16 protein-coding genes and 1 tRNA gene are annotated in these 13,509 nt (G+C 64.0%); 12 read left to right on the top strand and 5 right to left on the bottom strand.

The window, feature by feature from the left end; all coding sequences use genetic code 11:
• Position 1: 1 nt before the first annotated feature.
• Both IQ25_RS02145 and IQ25_RS02140 read right to left on the bottom strand, forming a co-directional pair.
• Positions 2-604 (bottom strand): LysE family translocator, encoded by a 603-nt coding sequence (locus tag IQ25_RS02145; protein WP_246415395.1) that lies wholly within the window; start codon positions 602-604, stop codon positions 2-4.
• 840 nt (positions 605-1,444) lie between these two features.
• A tRNA-Arg gene (locus IQ25_RS02140) sits at positions 1,445-1,521 on the bottom strand.
• 61 nt (positions 1,522-1,582) lie between these two features.
• Between IQ25_RS02140 and IQ25_RS02135 the strand changes: the two genes are divergently transcribed.
• On the top strand, positions 1,583-2,308 hold the full coding sequence (locus IQ25_RS02135) for a queuosine precursor transporter (protein ID WP_144901774.1): 726 nt from the start codon (positions 1,583-1,585) through the stop codon (positions 2,306-2,308).
• Positions 2,309-2,533: 225 nt separating this feature from the next.
• Here the strand turns inward: IQ25_RS02135 and IQ25_RS02130 are convergent, their stop codons facing one another.
• Together IQ25_RS02130 and IQ25_RS21285 are read right to left on the bottom strand one after the other, a co-directional pair.
• On the bottom strand, positions 2,534-2,761 hold the full coding sequence (locus IQ25_RS02130) for a PspC domain-containing protein (RefSeq protein WP_144901772.1): 228 nt from the start codon (positions 2,759-2,761) through the stop codon (positions 2,534-2,536).
• Positions 2,761-2,895 (bottom strand): hypothetical protein, encoded by a 135-nt coding sequence (locus tag IQ25_RS21285; protein ID WP_258536930.1) that lies wholly within the window; start codon positions 2,893-2,895, stop codon positions 2,761-2,763. Before IQ25_RS21285 ends, IQ25_RS02130 begins: the two co-directional genes overlap by 1 nt.
• 345 nt (positions 2,896-3,240) lie before the next feature.
• Here IQ25_RS21285 and rimP point away from each other — a divergent pair, with 345 nt between their 5' ends.
• From rimP to rbfA, 6 genes are all read left to right on the top strand, one after another.
• Positions 3,241-3,801 carry a ribosome maturation protein RimP gene (gene rimP, locus IQ25_RS02125; protein ID WP_144901770.1) on the top strand — a complete coding sequence of 187 codons (561 nt, stop codon included), beginning with the start codon at positions 3,241-3,243 and terminating at the stop codon, positions 3,799-3,801.
• Between the two features lie 3 nt (positions 3,802-3,804).
• Positions 3,805-5,448, top strand: a complete 1,644-nt coding sequence (nusA, locus tag IQ25_RS02120) for a transcription termination factor NusA (protein ID WP_144901768.1) — start codon at positions 3,805-3,807, stop codon at positions 5,446-5,448.
• Positions 5,429-6,175 carry a DUF448 domain-containing protein gene (locus tag IQ25_RS02115; protein WP_144901766.1) on the top strand — a complete coding sequence of 249 codons (747 nt, stop codon included), beginning with the start codon at positions 5,429-5,431 and terminating at the stop codon, positions 6,173-6,175. Before nusA ends, IQ25_RS02115 begins: the two co-directional genes overlap by 20 nt.
• A gap of 5 nt (positions 6,176-6,180) precedes the next feature.
• Positions 6,181-8,778, top strand: a complete 2,598-nt coding sequence (infB, locus tag IQ25_RS02110) for a translation initiation factor IF-2 (RefSeq protein ID WP_181447155.1) — start codon at positions 6,181-6,183, stop codon at positions 8,776-8,778.
• Positions 8,779-8,972: 194 nt separating this feature from the next.
• A complete protein-coding gene (locus IQ25_RS02105) occupies positions 8,973-9,509 on the top strand; it encodes a DUF1697 domain-containing protein (RefSeq protein ID WP_144901762.1) in 537 nt (178 codons plus the stop codon).
• 2 nt (positions 9,510-9,511) lie between these two features.
• Positions 9,512-9,907 (top strand): 30S ribosome-binding factor RbfA, encoded by a 396-nt coding sequence (gene rbfA, locus IQ25_RS02100; protein ID WP_144901759.1) that lies wholly within the window; start codon positions 9,512-9,514, stop codon positions 9,905-9,907.
• Positions 9,908-9,910: 3 nt separating this feature from the next.
• Here the strand turns inward: rbfA and IQ25_RS02095 are convergent, their stop codons facing one another.
• On the bottom strand, positions 9,911-10,507 hold the full coding sequence (locus IQ25_RS02095; protein ID WP_144901757.1) for a YceI family protein: 597 nt from the start codon (positions 10,505-10,507) through the stop codon (positions 9,911-9,913).
• An 82-nt stretch (positions 10,508-10,589) separates the two neighbouring features.
• On the opposite strand from IQ25_RS02095, the gene IQ25_RS02090 reads away from it, so the two are divergent.
• The 5 genes from IQ25_RS02090 to rpsO are packed head-to-tail and all read left to right on the top strand — an operon-like array spanning position 10,590 to position 13,402.
• Positions 10,590-11,168 (top strand): thymidine kinase, encoded by a 579-nt coding sequence (locus IQ25_RS02090; protein ID WP_144901756.1) that lies wholly within the window; start codon positions 10,590-10,592, stop codon positions 11,166-11,168.
• Positions 11,165-11,716 (top strand): GNAT family N-acetyltransferase, encoded by a 552-nt coding sequence (locus IQ25_RS02085; RefSeq protein ID WP_144901754.1) that lies wholly within the window; start codon positions 11,165-11,167, stop codon positions 11,714-11,716. The genes IQ25_RS02090 and IQ25_RS02085 overlap by 4 nt, the downstream gene beginning before the upstream one ends.
• Entirely contained in the window at positions 11,713-12,213 is a 501-nt protein-coding gene (locus IQ25_RS02080) for a site-2 protease family protein (protein ID WP_144901752.1), read from the top strand. The genes IQ25_RS02085 and IQ25_RS02080 overlap by 4 nt, the downstream gene beginning before the upstream one ends.
• 2 nt (positions 12,214-12,215) lie before the next feature.
• On the top strand, positions 12,216-13,127 hold the full coding sequence (truB, locus tag IQ25_RS02075; protein WP_144901750.1) for a tRNA pseudouridine(55) synthase TruB: 912 nt from the start codon (positions 12,216-12,218) through the stop codon (positions 13,125-13,127).
• Between the two features lie 5 nt (positions 13,128-13,132).
• Positions 13,133-13,402, top strand: a complete 270-nt coding sequence (gene rpsO, locus IQ25_RS02070) for a 30S ribosomal protein S15 (RefSeq protein ID WP_039337765.1) — start codon at positions 13,133-13,135, stop codon at positions 13,400-13,402.
• Positions 13,403-13,509 lie beyond the last annotated feature (107 nt).

Genomic DNA, 13,509 nt, shown 5'->3' with positions numbered 1-13,509 from the left:
ACTAGCGGGCCGGGACTAGCAGGAACGAGGCGGCAACGCCGAGGATGACGAGGGAGAAGACCCGGCGGACGATGCGCGTCCGGGCCGGGTCCGCCAACCAGCCTTGCGCGCGGGCGCCGGCGAGCACGATGGCGCAGTGGATCGCGGTGGCAATCGCCGTGCTGATCGCGGCGAGCAGCAGCGCGTTGTGCAAGCCGAGAACCTCGCCGCCAAGGAACTGCGGGGCGACCACGACGAAGAACATGTAGGCTTTGGGGTTGAGCAGGTTGATCAGCACCCCTGCGGCAAAGGGGCGGGTCGCGCTGCCATTACCCGGCGCCTGAGGCTTGCCCGCGCCGCGCCATGCCTCGACCGCAAGCCAGACCATCATCGCAGCGCCTGCCAAGCGCAGCGCGTTCCACAAGGCGGGCATCGTCGCCAGCAGCGCGGCAAGGCCGAGCGCCGCCAGTGCGCCGTTGACGAGCAGCCCGACCCCTACACCTGCTACCGCCGCAAGACCATTGCGCCTGCCCTCGGTCGCAGCGAGGCCCGCCAGCCAGGCCATGTTAGGGCCGGGCGTCAGTTCAATCAGGAGGACGGCAAGAGCAAAACCGGTCAGGTCCAAGCGGGGACGCCTTTGGTGGGGTGTTTGGCAGGATGCTTGGACGCGACGGTGGCTGAGGGCAAGCGGGGTGTTGGGGGGCTGGTTGATCTTCTATTTCGAGGTTGCGCTGTTTGCCCACCCCGCTGCGACTAGGTTCGCTGCGTAACCCAAGTCTCGCGGCCCTCCCGCATGCGGGAGGGCTGGAAGTTCCCCCTCCCGCAAGCGGGAGGGGCCGGGGGTGGGCATCGCGGACACACGACAAAGCAGAACATCCGCTGGCGAGTGCGGACGGTAACGCCGGGGATGAGCACAGATCGCGCGACCGGTGCGGTGCCGTTGTGGCACGCGCGGGAAGGGCGCGGGACCGGTTGCGAGTGGCCGGGGGGCGGTTCCGAACCCCTGATCGGCTCAGCCTGAGAGCGGACACATGTGAAAGGACGAAGCGTCGGCGGCGGCTCGCGGGCTGCCTAGGCTTCTTGGCAAGCGGCTGCGTGAAAAGAACCTGTCGTTTGCGCAGACTACGTCACGCAAGTCATGGCGGGTTCCGCATCCGCAGCGTCGCTCAGGGTTCGGCGCCGTGCTATCAGCCCTGGGTTGTCCTGTCTGTCCTTGGGGTAACGACAGGTCTTGCCCGGTGGGTCTTGGGCTTAACGCCCCGCATTGAACCCGCACGCACCTGCCGCACCGATCGCGCCGGAAGCTTCGGCCACAGCCTGACCTCCGAAGGGAGAGGAGCGGGATGGCCTTGTGCCCCCTCCTGACCTGTGACGGGGCATATAACCTATATGGTTCGTTTTGTCAAGGTCACACGCAATACCAATGGATTGCCGCCTACGCGGGAATGACGAATGGTGGAGAAACTGGCGCGCCCGGCAGGACTCGAACCTGCTGCCTCAAGATTAGAAGTCTCGCGCTCTATCCAGATGAGCTACGGGCGCGCGCCGGGGTTCCCATAAGCACGCTTTTCGGATCGTGCAAACCGGGTTAGCACTCGGGTCCATGAGCGATCCCCAGATTTCGAGAATCGACGGCACCACCAGCGCGCGTCGGCATTTCCGCTATTTCGACTATGTGATGGCCGCGTTCGTGGCGATCCTGCTGCTGTCGAACCTGATCGGAGCGGCCAAGCTGGCGCAGGTCGGCGGGTTCACCTTCGGGGCGGGCATCCTGTTCTTCCCGGTGTCCTACGTGATCGGCGACGTGCTGACCGAGGTCTATGGCTATGCCAACGCGCGGCGCTGCGTGTGGATGGGGTTCTTCGCGCTGGTGTTCATGGCGTTCATGAGCTTCGTGGTGGTGGCGATGCCGCCCGCGCCGGGCTGGGACGGGCAGGCAGCCTATGAGAGCGTATTCGGATCGACCTGGCGGATCGTGCTCGCTTCGGTGACGGCGTTCTGGGCGGGCGAATTCGTCAATTCGTTCGTGCTGGCGCGGATGAAAGTGCTGACCGGTGGCAGGATGCTGTGGACGCGCACGATCGGCTCGACCGTGTTCGGGCAGGCGGTGGACAGCCTGCTGTTCTATCCGATCGCGTTCCTCGGCATCTGGACGACGAGCCAGGTGCTGACGGTGATGGTCACGAACTGGCTGATGAAGGTGGTGTGGGAAGCGGTGCTGACGCCGGTGACTTATGCGGTGGTCGGCTGGTTGAAGGCGCGCGAGGGAGCGGACGTCTACGATACGGACACGGACTTCTCGCCGTTTGCCAAGGCACCGCAGGTTTAAGACTCCAGTGACGTCGTCATTGCGAGCGTAGCGAAGCAATCCAGAGCGGTTTGCTGTGACGCTCTGGATTGCTTCGTCAGCTTCGCTTCCTCGCAATGACGATGTTGGTTGGTGGCTTTCGTTGTTGTTGGAGGCAAAGGCCCCGCCTCTCCGGGGGCGGGAGAGGCGGGGCGGCTTGCGGGGGCAGGGACTGGAAGGCTGGCCCGCAAGAAGGCGCGTCGGGCGTCAGTCGGCGATCAGGCCGATCAGCAGGTAGACGAGGATCGCCGAGCCGAAGCCGAGCAGGGTACCAAGTGCGAAGGCAACGCGGACGAGTGTGACGTCGACATTGAAGTAGTTGGCGATCCCGGCGCAGACACCCATCACCTTGCCGCGCACCTTGTCGAGGCGGAAGCCGCCCTTGGTGCTCTCGATCGGGCGAGGGGCCGAATCATCGAAGCGAAGCTGGGTCATCAGATCATCTCCTGCATGGCAGCGGCAGGTGCCGCGCCGGTCTGGACGGGGGTGTGGACAGTGCCGGCAATCAGGGCGAGGCTCAGGGCGAAGGCGCTGGCGGCTGCGGCGATGCGGTTGGCAAAAGCGGTCATGGTGTGGTCCTCATGTGAACTGTTGGAAGCCGTTTTGGCTCATGCGACCAGCTTTGCATGGGGCGTGCCAAACTGGGGAAATGGCAGAAATCCCCCGTTTTCGATCCTGCGTGCCGAACAATAAACCTTTCTCCACGCTGAACAGTGGTGAAATTCACCAAGTTTTGGTGGGTGCCGTTTGCAGGTCATCCGCGGACTTTCTGCAGGCCCGATTGCAGCTTGCTTTTTTCCGACGACGAGCCTATTTGCGCCTCATCCCGACATTGTGAAAGCAAAGTCAGGCTGGCACCAGGCGGTGCCGGCGCGGACCGGCTTTTGTGCGAACGGGGCGCATTTGGAGATTGCATGGCTGATATCGTACGCATCACCGAGGTTATCGAGCCTGAGGCAAAGGCCCTCGGCTTCGATCTCGTGCGCGTGCGTTATTTCAAGGGCGGCGAGATCGGTGACGAGGAGCATACGCTCCAGATCATGGCCGAGCGTCCCGAAACCGGCCAGCTGGTGATCGAGGATTGCGCCGCGCTTTCGCGCCGTGTGTCTGACCGGTTCGACGAACTGGAAGAAGCGGGCGAGATGCTGATCGAGGACGCATACCGCCTTGAAGTGTCGTCGCCCGGCATCGACCGACCGCTGACCCGCGCGAAGGACTTCGCCGCATGGATCGGCCATGAAGCCCGCGTCGAGCTGTCCGAACTGCAGGACGGCCGCAAGCGTTTCCGTGGGGACCTCAAGGGGTTCGATGCGGACAACGCAATGATTTCCATCGAGGATGACGGTACGGTCTATGACGTGCCGTTTGCCCTCGTGGCCAACGCCAAGCTGATCCTTACGGACAAGCTCATCGCCGCTTCCCGCCCGCTCGATACCAGCGGTGCGGACGAGATTCTCGAAGAACAGGAAGACTGACCCATGGCCAGTGCGATTTCTGCAAACCGCGCCGAACTGCTCGCGATCGCCAACGCGGTTGCCACGGAGAAGATGATCGACAAGTCGGTCGTCATCGAGGCGATGGAAGAAGCGATCCAGAAGTCCGCCCGCAACCGCTACGGCGCGGAGAACGACATTCGCGCCAAGCTCGATCCGCGCACCGGCGACCTGCGCCTGTGGCGCGTGGTCGAAGTGGTGGAAGTGGTCGAGGACTACTTCAAGCAGGTTGACCTCAAGGCTGCCGAAAAGCTGCAGCCGGGCGCTGCGGTGGGCGACTTCATCGTCGATCCGCTGCCGCCGGTGGATCTTGGGCGTATCGATGCGCAGTCGGCCAAGCAGGTGATCTTCCAGAAGGTCCGCGATGCCGAGCGCGATCGCCAGTACGACGAATTCAAGGACCGTGCGGGCGAAGTCATCACCGGCGTGATCAAGTCGGTCGAGTTCGGCCACGTGATCGTGAACCTCGGCCGTGCCGAGGGTGTGATCCGCCGCGATCAGCAGATCCCGCGCGAAGTGCCGCGCGTGGGCGAGCGCGTTCGTGCGCTGATCATGAAGGTCGAGCGCCAGAACCGTGGTCCGCAGATTTTCCTGAGCCGTGCGCACCCCGAGTTCATGAAGAAGCTCTTCGCGCAGGAAGTGCCCGAAATCTACGACGGCATCATCGAGATCAAGGCCGCTGCCCGCGATCCGGGTTCGCGCGCGAAGATCGGCGTGATCAGCCGTGACAGCAGCATCGATCCGGTCGGCGCCTGCGTCGGCATGAAGGGCAGCCGCGTTCAGGCCGTCGTGCAGGAACTGCAGGGCGAGAAGATCGACATCATCCCCTGGAGCGAGGACACCGCGACGTTCGTGGTCAACGCGCTGCAGCCTGCAACGGTCAGCCGCGTTGTGATCGACGAGGAAGAGAGCCGCATCGAGGTCGTCGTGCCCGATGACCAGCTCTCGCTCGCTATCGGTCGTCGTGGCCAGAACGTGCGCCTTGCCTCGTCGCTGACGGGTTCGGCCATCGACATCATGACCGAGGCGGAAGCTTCGGAGAAGCGCCAGAAGGAATTCGCCGAGCGTTCGAAGATGTTCGAGGAAGAGCTCGACGTGGACGAGACGCTTTCGCAGCTGCTGGTGGCCGAAGGCTTCACCGAGCTGGAGGAAGTGGCCTACATCGAGCTGTCGGAACTGGCGGCAATCGAAGGGTTCGACGAAGAGCTGGCGGAGGAGCTGCAGAGCCGTGCTTCCGAGGCGATCGAACGTCGTGAAGAGGCACTGCGCGAACAGCGTCGCGGCCTTGGCGTGGAAGATGCGCTGGGCGAACTGCCGCACCTGACCGAAGCGATGCTGGTCACGCTCGGCAAGGCGGGCATCAAGACGCTCGACGATCTGGCCGATCTTGCGACCGACGAACTCATCGCCAAGAAGCGCGTCGAACAGCGTCGTCGCAACGACAAGGGCCCGCGCGAAAAGAGCGATCGGCCCGAACGGTCCGAGCGTGCCGAGGACAAGGGCGGCGTGCTGGGCGAATATGGCCTAAGCGAAGAGCAGGGCAACGAGATCATCATGGCCGCGCGTGCCCACTGGTTCGATGACGAACCAGTAGCTGAGGAGGCCGCCGATGCGGATTCCTCACAATGAGCCGCTAAGCTCCGACATCGTTGGCAAGGCGCCGGCGGGTAAGACCCCGCCGGAGCGCAAATGCGTGCTGACCGGGCGTCATGATGCGCGGGGCGATCTGACGCGCCTCGCGATCTCGCCCGACGGCGACGTGCTGCCGGACGTCATGGCGCGTGCGCCCGGACGCGGCGCGTGGATCGGCGTCAATCGCGAGACCCTTGAAAAAGCGATTGCCAATGGCAAGCTTAAGGGAGCCTTGGCGCGTGCCTTCAAGGGTGCGCAGCTGAGCATCCCTGCTGACCTTCCCGACCGTGTCGAGCAGGCCTTGCGCCGTCTGGTGACCGATCGTCTCGGTATCGAACTGCGCGCAGGCAACGTGCTGCTGGGTACGGAGAAGATCGCGCAAGGGTGCAGGGCAGGGGCGGTGACCTTCCTTGGCCACGCCAATGATGCAGGCACCGATGGCCCCAACAAGCTGGCCCAGGCCTGGCGCGTGGGCGAGGGTGCCGAAGGATCGGGCAAGAAGGGCATGATCTTGCCGCTGGACCGGGCGGCGCTGTCTGTGGCATTGGGCCGCGACAACGTCGTTCACCTCGCGCTGACCGATGCCGCCGCGACCGCACGAGTCGCAGCGCCGCTGCAGCGCCTGATGCACTTTCTCGGCCACGAGACCGAAACCGAAATTGACGCCGCCAAGCCCCACCCGGGCGCGGTTGCGGACGACGATATTGATACGAAGGGCGAATGAGTTCGATGAGCGATAGCGACAAGAAGCCGACGCTGGGCCGCAGGCCACTGGGTCTGAAGACCTCGGTCGAGGCCGGAGAGGTCAAGCAGACCTTCAGCCACGGTCGCACCAACAAGGTGGTGGTCGAAGTGAAGCGGCGCAAGCTGATGGGCCGCCCCGGCGAGGCTGCGCCAACCGCAGCGCCTGTCGCCGCGCCTGCTGCACCGACCCCGGTTGCGCCACCCCCGCCTCCGCCGCCCCCGCCGCCGCCCCCTTCGGCCAGCCGCGAGACGCGTCAGGAAATGCAGACCCGTCTGTTGCGCGAAGCCGAGGAAGCCCGCCTCGCCGCGCTCGAGGCTGCCAATCGCCGCGAGCAGGAAGAGCGCCTGAAGGCGATCGAGGAAGAGCGTCGCCGTGCCGAGGAAAAGGCCAAGGCTGAAGCTGCTCCTGCTCCTGCTCCTGCACCGCAACCGGCTCCCGAGCCGGAAGCTGCGCCAGCGCCTGAAGCTGCACCCGTTGCCACCGCGCCTGCCGCGGCTGAGCCTGAGGCTGCCGCCAAGCCCGAAGCAGCGCCTGCCGCCGAAGCGCCCATGGCTGCCGAAGCTGCGCCGGTGGTGCCTGCGCCGCGCCGGTTTACGCCGGTTGCCTCTGCTGCTCCGGTCAAGCGTCCGGAACCCGCCGCCAAGAAGCCCGCGACCAATCCGCGCGACCGCAAGACCGAAGACCGCCGTGGCGGCAAGCTGACCGTCACGCGCGCGCTAAACGAGGACGAAGGCGCACGCGCCCGTTCGCTCGCCGCTCTCAAGCGGGCGCGCGAAAAGGAAAAGCGTGCCCACTTCGCCGGCCAGTCGCAGCCGCGTGAGAAGCAGGTGCGCGATGTGGTCGTGCCTGACGCGATCACCGTGCAGGATCTTGCCAACCGCATGGCCGAGAAGGCTGCGGACCTGGTGAAGGCGCTGTTCAAGATGGGCATGATGGTCACCATCAACCAGACCATCGACCAGGACACCGCCGAACTGCTGGTGACCGAGTTCGGCCACAACATCCAGCGCGTGAGCGACAGCGATGCCGACATCGACAGCTCGGCAGACGTCGATTCGGAAGAGTCGCTGAAGGTTCGTCCGCCTGTCGTGGCGATCATGGGCCACGTCGACCACGGCAAGACCTCGCTGCTCGATGCGCTGCGCGGGACCGACGTGGTGCGCGGCGAAGCTGGTGGCATCACGCAGCACATCGGCGCCTACCAGATCAAGACCAAGGGCGGTGACCACATCACCTTCCTCGATACGCCGGGTCACGAAGCCTTCACCGAAATGCGCATGCGCGGTGCCAACGTCACCGACATCGTCATTCTGGTGGTTGCCGGTGACGACGGGCTGATGCCGCAGACGATCGAGGCGATCAACCACACCAAGGCCGCTGGCGTGCCGATGATCGTGGCGATCACCAAGTCCGACAAGCCCGAGTTCAATCCGCAGAAGATCCGCGAGCGCCTGCTCGAGCACGAGATTCTCGTGGAAGCGATGTCGGGTGACGTTCAGGACGTCGAGCTTTCGGCCAAGACCGGTGCCGGACTTGACGAACTGATCGAGAAGATCCTGCTTCAGGCCGAACTGCTCGAACTGCGCGCCAACCCGGATCGCGCGGCAGAAGCCACCGTGATCGAAGCCAAGCTCGACAAGGGCAAGGGGCCGCTGGCCACCGTCCTCGTCAATCGCGGCACGCTCAAGGTTGGTGACATTCTCGTCGTCGGCACCCAGTCGGGCCGCGTTCGCGCGATGCTTGATGACAAGGGCCGTCAGGTCAAGGAAGCCGGGCCTTCGCTGCCGGTCGAGGTCCTCGGCCTTGGCGGTGTGCCGATGGCTGGTGACACGCTGACCGTGGTGGAGAGCGAAGCCCGTGCCCGTGAAGTGGCGGCGTACCGTCATGAACGCGCGACGGCCAAGCGCACGGCGCAGGCTCCGGCCAGCCTCGAAAACATGTTCTCCGCGCTCGCCGCGAAGAACACCGTCATCGAGTATCCGCTGGTGGTGCGTGCCGACGTGCAAGGTTCGGTCGAGGCGATCGTCAATGCGCTCAACAAGATCTCGACCGACGAGATCAAGGTGCGCATCCTGCAGTCAGGCGTTGGTGCGATCACCGAGAGCGACGTCAACCTGGCCCAGGCCAGCGGCGCGCCGATCGTCGGCTTCAACGTCCGTCCGAACGCCAAGGCGCGCGAGCTGATCGAGCGCAACAAGGTACGGATGAAGTACTTCGACGTGATCTATCAGCTGACCGACGACATCCGTTCGGAAATGGCGGGCGAGCTGGGTCCGGAGGCGATCGAAACGGTTGTCGGCCGTGCCGAGGTCAAGGAAGTCTTCCCGGCGGGCAAGAAGGACAAGGCTGCGGGTCTGCTCGTGGTCGAAGGCGTCATCCGCAAGGGTCTGCATGCACGCCTTACGCGCAACGACGTCATCGTCAGCCGCACGACCATCGCTTCGCTGCGCCGTTTCAAGGACGACGTGGCCGAAGTCCGCGGCGGTCTGGAATGCGGTGTGCTGCTGCAGGACACGAACGACATCAAGCCGGGCGACCAGCTGGAAGTCTTCGAAGTCGAGATGCGCGACCGGACGCTTTAAGGCATGGGAAAAAGTCGGGGACGTCGGCGAAAGCCGGGTGCCGAGCTGCAAGAGCTTGGCAAACGCCCCCGACGGTTTCGCGCCAGGTTGATCGAGACCTTCCTTGGTGAGCTTGCCGAGCGAATGGGCTGTGGCTGCATGAGTGCGGTTGCATCAATTGCTCTGGCCGGGTTGGTCGTCGTCTGGAGGTATTCATGACCCGCTATGTCGCCCTGTTCGGATCGATCAATGTCGGCGGCAATCGCGTGACGATGGCGGATTTGCGCTGGGCGTTCGAGCGGGAAGGGCTGACCGGGCTGGAGACGGTGGTGGCGAGCGGCAACTTGCTGTTCGACTATGACGACCGGCCGCTCGATGGGCTGGAAGACCTGTTCTCCCACGTCATGCTCGACCGCTTCGACATCAGGAGCTTCGTTGCGGTGCGTGACCGGTCTGCCATCGCCGAGGCGGTGGAGGGCAATCCCTTTACCGGCATCGGCAAGGACAACCTCGTCCATACCCTGTTCCTCGAGCGTGAGCCTGACCGGGCCGCTTTCGACAAGCTGGCGGCCGATCAGGCCATGCGGGGCATGGAAAAACTCGCAATCGGCAACCGCAGCATCTATATCGATTTCGCGAACGGTGTGGCCGAAAGCAAGCTGACCGGTGCGTTTATCGAGCGCCGTCTCGGCTGCAGGGGCACCGCGCGCAACGTCCGTTCGATTGCCCGTATCCTTGCAAAGATGAGTTAGACTTGGCCAAGCAGACCACTCCCGAGAACCGTTCCGTCCGCTTGCTCAAGGTGGGTGAGCAGGTGCGCCATATCCTGTCGGAGTTGCTGACGCGGCAGGAAGTGCACGACGACGTGCTGAGCGCGCATACCGTTTCGGTGACCGAAGTGCGCATGTCGCCCGACCTTCGCCATGCCAGCGTGTTCGTGAAGGCGCTGCTGGGCGAGGATGAGGAGCTGGTGCTGAAGGCGCTACGCTCGAACACTGCCTACTTCCAGCGCGAAGTGGCGCAGCGGTTGCGGCTGAAATATGCCGCGAAACTGAAGTTCCTGCCCGACGAGAGCTTTGACGTGGCCAGCAGGATCGAGACCCTGTTGAGCGATCCGAAAGTCCGGCGCGATCTCGACCCTCAGGATTGAGGTTCAGGCCGGGACCATCTGCGCGTTGATCGTGATGGTGACGGATTTCGATACGATCAGCCGATAGGCGTTCATCCCGAAATCGGTGCGATCAATCTTCGCCCTTGCCGAGAGTCGGATCGGCTCGCGCCCCGTTGCGCGTGAGGGGGGATCGGCGAAGCTGACCGTCAGGACTGTGGGGCGGGTGACGCCGCGGGCGGTGAGGTCACCACTGATCGTGGCGGTGACCGGCCCGGTCATGGTCATGCGCTTTCCGATGAAGCGCACCGAAGGATAATTGGCAACGTCGAAGAAATCGGGGCCTTTCAGGCGCTTCAAGGTGACCTGATCACCGGCTTCCAGCGCGGTGGCATCAAGCATGACGTCGAGGCGGATCGCATCGAGGTGATTTGGGTCGAGGTCTATGCCGCCGGTGACCGCCGGAAAGCGTGCGGTCTTGCTGGCTATGCCGAAGAAGCCGACCTTGGCGTGGACTTCGCTGCGTGGGCCGTCGAGGCGGTAGCGCAGCTGGCCTGAGGGTGCAGGGTTGGCGAGGGCAGGCGCCAGACTTGCGACAGTTGCGAGGAGCAGCGCGGGCACTTTGAAAAGATGGCAGCGCATGGGACGTTCCTTGTCGATTTTCCGGAAACAAAGGCCGAAGTCCTCTGGCGTTCCCGAAAGTCCTGCGTATGGCTTGTGCGCCATGGCCAAGCTCTACTTCTACTATGCCAGCATGAACGCCGGCAAATCGACCAATCTCCTGCAGGCGGACTTCAACTACCGCGAGCGGGGGATGGCGACCATGCTATGGACCGCTGCGATCGATGACCGTGGCGGCGCTCGCGATATCGAGAGCCGCATCGGTCTTCATGCCGAAGCCCATCGTTTTGACCCTGTTACGGACCTGTGGGCGGCGGTGAAAGCTGCCCATGTTGTACAGCCGCTGTCGTGCGTGCTGCTGGACGAAGCGCAGTTCCTGACACGCGATCAGGTGTGGCAACTGGCGCGGATTGCCGACGAGGCGGGGATTCCGGTGCTGTGCTATGGACTGCGCACGGATTTTCAGGGCGAGTTGTTCGAGGGGGCGGCCGCCCTGCTCGGCATTGCGGACTCGCTGGTGGAGCTGAAGGCCGTATGCCACTGCGGGCGCAAGGCGACGATGAACCTGCGTGTGGATGAAAGCGGGGCTGCCGTGCGGGCGGGTGTGCAGACCGAGATCGGCGGGAACGACCGCTATGTCGCGCTGTGCCGCAAGCACTTTTCGGAGGCGATGCGGGGATGAGCGGGGACGGGCTATACGTGCCGCTGGCCGATGGCGAGTTGCGGCTAGAGATCCTGCGCGAGGAGCATCGCGAGAGACTTCGCCATGCCTGTACGCAGGACGACGAGATCTGGGACATCTATCCGTTCAGCTATCGGGGCGAGGCGTTCGATCCGCAGTTCGACAGCCTGCTGAACTCTGCGCCGCAGCGGCGGCCCTATGCGATCTTCGACGGCGAGCGACTGGTCGGCATGACGGCGTGGATCGAACATGGCGCGCCGGGTTGGTCGGTCGAGATCGGCAACAGCTACATCGTGCCATCCGTGCGCGGCACCGGGCTCAACGGACGATTGAAGCGCCTGATGATCGACCATGCCTTTGCCTGCGGGCTGGAGCGGGTGGCGTTCAAGGTGGACGCAATCAACCTGCGCAGTCAGGCTGCGGTCAGGAAGGTTGGCGGAGTGCAGGAGGGCGTGATGCGGCACGAGCGCCGCACGTGGACGGGAAGGGTGCGCGATACCGTGCTGTTTTCGATCCTCCGCGATGACTGGGTGAGCAAGACGAAATGAACCCCGAAGGTCTGGTCTGGCAGATTGCCACGATCGCAATTCCGATGATCCTGGCGATTGTCTTTCACGAGGTGGCGCACGGGTGGGTGGCGCGGGCGCTGGGCGACCCGACTGCGGCTGAGCAGAAGCGGCTGAGCCTTAATCCGCTGCGCCATGTCGATCCGTTCGGCACGATCATCCTGCCGGGACTGCTCAAGCTTTCGGGCGCGCCGGTGTTTGGCTGGGCCAAGCCGGTGCCGGTGGACTTTCGCCGCCTGCGCAACCCGCGCTGGGGGATGGTGCTGGTCGCAGCGGCAGGGCCGCTGACCAATTGCGTGCTCGCGTTCGTTGCCGCCATCGGGCTTGGCCTGCTGGTCGTCTTCGCCTTCCTTGTCATCCTGCCGTACTTCTGGCCGGAGCTGCATCTGATGCAAAGGCTGATCGGCCCGCCGGTCGAATGGATCGGCCAGCACCTTGCCGGTCTTGCCGCGTTCGTCGCCGGTCCTGAGCCGCTCTGACCATGGTTGATGGCTGGATCATTCTCGACAAGCCGCTGGAGCTCGGGTCGACGCAAGGCGTCGCGGCGGTGAAGCGTAACCTGCGTCAGGCAGGTTTCGGCAAGTGCAAGGTGGGGCACGGCGGTACGCTTGATCCGCTGGCAACGGGAGTGCTGCCCATCGCGGTGGGTGAGGCGACCAAGCTGTGCGGGCGCATGCTGGACGCGAGCAAGGTCTATGCCTTCACGGTGCGCTTCGGCGAGGAGACGGACACGCTCGACCTTGAAGGCAAGGTTGTGGCGACAAGCGACCTTCGGCCCTCCTGGCAAGAGATCGAGGCAGTGCTGCCGCGCTTTACTGGCCCGATTTCGCAGGTTCCTCCCGCCTATTCGGCGCTGATGGTCGATGGTGAACGCGCCTATGACCTCGCGCGCAAGGGCGAGACGTTCGAGCTGAAATCGCGCGATGTGGTGATCTGCTCGTTGGTTGCCGAGACTGTGTCCGAGGTTACGCGGGTTGAAGAACTGACCCTGACTGCCCATGTTTCGAAAGGTACGTACATCCGCAGCCTTGCCCGCGACATCGCGCGTGCGCTCGGCACTGTGGGGCACGTGACCATGCTGCGCCGCCTGAAGGCCGGGCCGTTCGATATCTCCCAGGCGATTTCGCTGGACAAATTGAACGATGTGGGTAAAGGCGCGCCCCTTGAACACATACTCTTGCCACTGGAGGCAGGGCTGGTCGACATCCCGGCTCTCTCCCTCGATCCCGAGCAGGCAAGGGCGGTCCGACAGGGCCGCGTTCTGACGGGATTGCCCTTCGAGGACGGGCTTTACTGGGCGAAGACCGGATCTGTTCCGGTCGCGCTGGTGGAGCTTTCGGGCGGAAGCCTGAAGGTCTCGAGGGGGTTCAATCTGAAGGATGTCGCGGAGTAACTGATATGTCGATTACCGCAGAAAAGAAGCAGGAAGTCATTGCAGCACACGCTCGCGCCGAAGGCGACACCGGTTCGCCGGAAGTCCAGGTTGCGATCCTGACCAGCCGCATCCAGACGCTGACCGAGCACTTCAAGTCCAACCACAAGGACAACCACTCGCGTCGCGGCCTGCTGATGATGGTCAACAAGCGTCGTTCGCTTCTTGACTACCTGAAGAAGAAGGATGTGGGTCGTTACAACGACCTGATCCAGAAGCTCGGTCTTCGCAAGTAACCAAGCGAAGCGGCCCCAAGTGGGCCGCTTTTGCGTTTAGGCTCTCGGCAATTCGGCAGAGCGCCTTCGGGGCACGACAATCGGCCCCACACCGGACCGGGACGGTA

Source organism: Novosphingobium taihuense, from assembly GCF_007830315.1.
Taxonomy (GTDB): Bacteria; Pseudomonadota; Alphaproteobacteria; order Sphingomonadales; family Sphingomonadaceae; genus Novosphingobium; species Novosphingobium taihuense.
This window is presented reverse-complemented; position numbering and strand designations above follow the sequence as displayed.

What these genes read in the sequence shown, in the direction of transcription:
- IQ25_RS02080 (WP_144901752.1), top strand. Translation starts at nt 11,713, where the DNA reads ATGAACCCCGAAGGTCTGGTCTGGCAGATTGCCACGATCGCAATTCCG.
- IQ25_RS02090 (WP_144901756.1), top strand. Translation starts at nt 10,590, where the DNA reads ATGGCCAAGCTCTACTTCTACTATGCCAGCATGAACGCCGGCAAATCG.
- IQ25_RS02105 (WP_144901762.1), top strand. Translation starts at nt 8,973, where the DNA reads ATGACCCGCTATGTCGCCCTGTTCGGATCGATCAATGTCGGCGGCAAT.
- IQ25_RS02135 (WP_144901774.1), top strand. Translation starts at nt 1,583, where the DNA reads ATGAGCGATCCCCAGATTTCGAGAATCGACGGCACCACCAGCGCGCGT.
- IQ25_RS02085 (WP_144901754.1), top strand. Translation starts at nt 11,165, where the DNA reads ATGAGCGGGGACGGGCTATACGTGCCGCTGGCCGATGGCGAGTTGCGG.
- IQ25_RS02115 (WP_144901766.1), top strand. Translation starts at nt 5,429, where the DNA reads ATGCGGATTCCTCACAATGAGCCGCTAAGCTCCGACATCGTTGGCAAG.
- IQ25_RS02095 (WP_144901757.1), bottom strand. Translation starts at nt 10,507, where the DNA reads ATGCGCTGCCATCTTTTCAAAGTGCCCGCGCTGCTCCTCGCAACTGTC.
- infB (WP_181447155.1), top strand. Translation starts at nt 6,181, where the DNA reads ATGAGCGATAGCGACAAGAAGCCGACGCTGGGCCGCAGGCCACTGGGT.
- IQ25_RS02130 (WP_144901772.1), bottom strand. Translation starts at nt 2,761, where the DNA reads ATGACCCAGCTTCGCTTCGATGATTCGGCCCCTCGCCCGATCGAGAGC.
- truB (WP_144901750.1), top strand. Translation starts at nt 12,216, where the DNA reads ATGGTTGATGGCTGGATCATTCTCGACAAGCCGCTGGAGCTCGGGTCG.
- rpsO (WP_039337765.1), top strand. Translation starts at nt 13,133, where the DNA reads ATGTCGATTACCGCAGAAAAGAAGCAGGAAGTCATTGCAGCACACGCT.
- nusA (WP_144901768.1), top strand. Translation starts at nt 3,805, where the DNA reads ATGGCCAGTGCGATTTCTGCAAACCGCGCCGAACTGCTCGCGATCGCC.
- IQ25_RS21285 (WP_258536930.1), bottom strand. Translation starts at nt 2,895, where the DNA reads ATGACCGCTTTTGCCAACCGCATCGCCGCAGCCGCCAGCGCCTTCGCC.
- rimP (WP_144901770.1), top strand. Translation starts at nt 3,241, where the DNA reads ATGGCTGATATCGTACGCATCACCGAGGTTATCGAGCCTGAGGCAAAG.